This window comes from Mycobacterium sp. GA-2829 (assembly GCF_001499965.1).
GTDB lineage: Bacteria > Actinomycetota > Actinomycetes > Mycobacteriales > Mycobacteriaceae > Mycobacterium.
In genome coordinates, this window is sequence record NZ_LQIT01000077.1 from 1 (window position 1) to 2,848 (window position 2,848).

Genomic DNA, 2,848 nt, shown 5'->3' on the forward strand with positions numbered 1-2,848 from the left:
CGGCGGTGCGGGGGCGGGTCGCGGCGCGGCGGTGGGGGTCTGAGGCTGCGGGGCCGCGAAGCGGGCGCCGCCGGGCAGAGTGGTCTGTGGGGTACGCATCATGCCGTTGGGCGGTCGCTGCGGCGCCGCCTGCTGCGGCGGGGCAGGCGGCGGGCGGTGTCCACCACCCTGTGGCCGCTGCTGCTGCGGGCGCCGCTGTTGCTGAGGTGCGGCGTGCGTCGGCGCGTCCGGATCCACCCGCCCAGGTCCAGATCCGTCGTAGTTCCCCGGCCGGTCCGGCACAGCTACCCCCTTCAGAGCAACGAGCAAACGCATTCATCGTAGGGCCCCGTATCTGGGCCCGCTGACGCCAACTTCGGCGTCCGTCGCTCCACCCTAAAGCGACCCGCGGCACCCGGGACGCACCAATTTGCGCCCTACCGGCGGCAAGCTCTATTTCCGCTGCTCAGCATGTTCTCCGGACTTCCGCGCAGGACTCAAAGATCCATACCCAACCCTGAATAGACCTGAGCATCGCCGGTGATCGGGTGCTCGCAACCGGAGCAAATCACTGACCTTGATCGCGCCAACAGCCGCTTCCAGCCCACTGGCGTGCTGGCCGCTGCACCGCGATACCGGCGCACGACAGCAACCCCGAAATGACGCCGTTGCCGACGACGGCTGCGCGTCAGCGCTGCGCCGACGCCAGGGCGCGGCGCATGTCGTCCTCGTTGACCACGAGGACCGACGGCTCGGCCTTGGCGAGCTCGGCCAACTCAGCGGGGGCGACGGTATGGAGGCGCCGGGCCCGTTCGCGCTTGCAGCCGATGACCACCTTGCGGGCGAAACGGCCGTTACCCGCGATGTCGAGCAGCGTGCCCGACCCGGACGGGGTTTCGCGCAGCCGCGCGGCCTCGGCATGCAGCAGCGGCCACGCCGCCTCGGAGATCGCCACCTTCTCCTTGCCGGCGATGTGGCGGCCGATCTGCACGATCTCGTCGGGGGTGTAGCTGTCGAAGCTCAGCGTGAAGTGGAAGCGCGACGCCAGGCCGGGGTTGGCGGCCATGAACCGGCGCATCTCAGCCGGGTAGCCGGCGACGATGACCACGAGCTGGTCGCGGAAGTCCTCCATGTACTTGAGCAGGGTGTTGATGGCGTCCTTGCCGAAGGAGTGTCCTTCGGTCTCGGGGACGAGGCGGTAGGCCTCGTCGATGAACAGCACACCGCCGAGCGCCTGCTCGCACACCTCTTTCATGCGCTGCGCGGTCTGAGAGACGTAGCCGACGACGAGGTCTTCCTCGGTGACCTCCATGACCTCCGGGCGCTGAATCTTGCCCAACCCGAACAGGATTTCGGCGACGATTCGGGCGAAGCTGGTCTTCGCCGTTCCCGGCGGGCCCTCGAGCACCATGTGGTTCTCGTTGGTCGACGAGGTCTCCTCGCCCTGGGCGGCGAGCAACTGGTCGATCTGAATCTCGGTGCGCCACACCGCGATCTGTTCCTTGGGCCCTTCCAGCCCGATCAGTTCGTCGAGACGGGCCTGCGCGGAGGCGAGCACCTGCTGCTGTTCGACGGCCAGCGCGGCGGCGTCACGTTGCGCGCGGCTGGTCTCCGTGGCGGGATCCCAGCGGTCGGTGCGGGTTTCGATGGTCTCGGCGTCGGTGACGATCAGGCGGAAGCTCGGATTGTCCAGGGCCTGACGCGCGGCGGGCAGGAGCTGACCGTCGATGACGGCCGCTTCGAAGGCGCTGCGGGCGGCGTCCTCGTCGCCGAGTTCGCGCAGGCACCAGCCCCGGGTGAGGGCGAGGTCGGCGGCGAGGTAGGGGTTGGCGGTCGACACGGTGGCGGCCAGGTCGATGGCGGCCTTGAACTGGCCGAGGCTGGCCGCGGCGGTCGCCGAGAACACGGTGACCGCGGCGGTGACCTCGTCGAGGACGTAGGTGGCGTGCCGCGGCGGGGACACCGCGGTGACCGACCGGACGTCGGGCCAGCGCCGGGTCTGGTAGTGCAGCGCGGCGAGGATGAACTGATGCCACTGGGCGGCCTGGGTGTCCTCGAGGACGATCGGGTCCTCGAGGGTGCGGGCGGCTTCGGCGTAGCGGGCGGCCCCGATCTGGGCGCACGCCAAGGCGAGGCCGATGGTGGCGCGTGACCACACCGGCACGACGAGGTACAGCGGTGCGGCGACACGCGCGTAGAGCTCGCCGTCCTGCAGGCCGATGCGCCGGGTCTCCCGGTAGAGCGTGCGCGAGTTCTGGTGCGCCTCGGTCAACGTGTCGATGCTGTGGTCACCGCAGGCCAGCCGCCCCAGCCAGGCGTCGGCCATTCCCGGGTTGTCGCGGGTGATCTGAGTGAACCCGGCCAGCGCGCGGGCCTGGTCCCCGGCCCTGTAGCTGTCCATCGCGGCGTCGAAGGCTCGGCGCTGTTCGGTGGGCGAGGTCATCGATGGTCCTGTGCTCTCGGCTCGGTGTCGTCGGTGATGGGGTTGACGTTAGCTGGTGGCTCGGCGTCGGGTGGGGTGTCGGGGGTAACGGCCGGCTCGGCACCGGATCGCCCGAGGTCCGGCGGCGGCTCGAAGCCGTCGGGCGGCGGCTCGGCAGGCGGCGGTGCGGCACCGGTGTAGTGGCTCTCGGCGATCGGCGGGACCGCCGCGGCGTCACCGGCATCCCCGGCGACGTCCCACGCAGGCAACGAAGCACCGGGAACGGGCCCCCCGGCCGGCCCAGGCTGACCAGCCGACCGCCCCCGCGGCGACCGCCCCGCAGCCTCCACGCCCTCAAAGCTGTTCGCCGGCACCGTGACCGGCACCCCCTCGACCGCCGGGCGGCCACCGTCCGCGACCTCCGCGACACCCGACCCTGAGCCGCAG

The 2,848-nt window shown here is 71.1% G+C and carries 1 protein-coding gene and 2 pseudogenes; all 3 read right to left on the bottom strand.

Annotated elements, in window-relative coordinates; all coding sequences use genetic code 11:
- A pseudogene (locus AU194_RS32785) lies at positions 1-282 on the bottom strand (hypothetical protein); the annotation flags it as partial.
- Positions 283-667: 385 nt separating this feature from the next.
- Positions 668-2,422, bottom strand: a complete 1,755-nt coding sequence (locus tag AU194_RS28800; RefSeq protein WP_059092670.1) for an AAA family ATPase — start codon at positions 2,420-2,422, stop codon at positions 668-670.
- Positions 2,419-2,848 (bottom strand): annotated as a pseudogene (locus AU194_RS32790) (hypothetical protein); the annotation flags it as partial. The pseudogene AU194_RS32790 and the gene AU194_RS28800, both read right to left, overlap by 4 nt.